This window comes from Burkholderia sp. E168m23, assembly GCF_016586125.1.
In the GTDB taxonomy this organism is placed as follows: Bacteria; Pseudomonadota; Gammaproteobacteria; order Burkholderiales; family Burkholderiaceae; genus Burkholderia; species Burkholderia orbicola.
The window spans coordinates 1-1,067 of sequence record NZ_BCPP01001463.1 but is presented as its reverse complement, the minus strand read 5'-3'; the positions used below and the strand labels follow the sequence as shown (position 1 = coordinate 1,067).

General features: G+C 64.1%; 1 protein-coding gene. It reads right to left on the bottom strand.

Translation table 11 applies throughout. From position 1 onward, the window contains the following. The coding region (lpxL, locus tag JMF90_RS38175) for a lauroyl acyltransferase LpxL (protein ID WP_201326454.1) at nucleotides 1–777 on the bottom strand (777 nt) is incomplete at its 3' end. Nucleotides 778–1,067 lie beyond the last annotated feature (290 nt).

The following is a 1,067-nucleotide window of genomic DNA, read 5'->3' as shown; positions in this document are numbered from 1 at the left end:
CCGCGCATCGAGATCGTCATCGCCGGTCGGGTAGTGATCCCACGGCTTGAATACCTTCAGACGGTAGCCCTTGTAGTTCGGCAGCACCTCGCCGATGAACGGCACGACCTGCGCGCGGCCCGTCTTCGCGAGCCGGCCGACGGCCGTCAGCGTGCAGGCCGGCACACCGAAGAACGGGACGAACGTCGAGTTGCGCAGCCCGTAGTCCATGTCCGCGCCGAGCATCACCGGCTTGCGGTCGCGCAGCCAGCGCAGCACGACGCGCGCGCTGTCCGCGCGGCCGACCATCTCGGCGTCGAAGCGCCCGCGCGCCTTCTTCGCCTCTTCCTCGAGCACCGCGTTCGAGAACGGCTGGTACAGCGATCCGCAGCGACGCTGCAGTGAACGGTTCAGCCAGATCGAACCGGCCTCGATGCCGACGAAGTGCAGGCCGAGGAACAGCGTCGGCGGCAGGTCGGGATCGGTGAGATCGACCGCGCTGTCGACCTGGATCAGCTTCGCGAGCTTCTTCTCCGAGCCGAACCATTGCACGCTGCGCTCGACGTAGCTGCGGATCGCATGACGGAAATGCCGGCCCGCCACTTCCTCGCGCCGTTCGTCGCTCCAGTCCGGGAAGCAGAGTTTCAGATTCGTATGTACGATGCGCTTTCGCCGGCTGGGGATCTGATACAGCAGCCAGCCGAGGCCATCGCCGAACCGTGCGGTCAGACCGTACGGCAGCAGGGCGAGCAGCTTCAGCAAGCCGATGGCGAGGTGCGTGCCGAGGCGGCCTAGCATGCGGAATCTCCGTAGGGCCGGCTGGCCGGTACGTTGCGAACAGGGTGGTAAGACAGCGGACGATGCAGCACGGGCGGCGCTCTGTGACAATTCAGGAAAGCCGCTATAATACGGGCTTCGCCGAGTTAACTGACAACTTGCGGGGCGAAGCCGGCTGGCGCGACACACGCTGCCCGGTCCTGGTAATCCGCTAAAGCGTCGCCGCTTCAGGCCCAACGAAGCTGGCTACGTGAAACCAACCGTAACCACTCGTATAACTTCGTATAATGTATGCTATACGAAGTTATTAC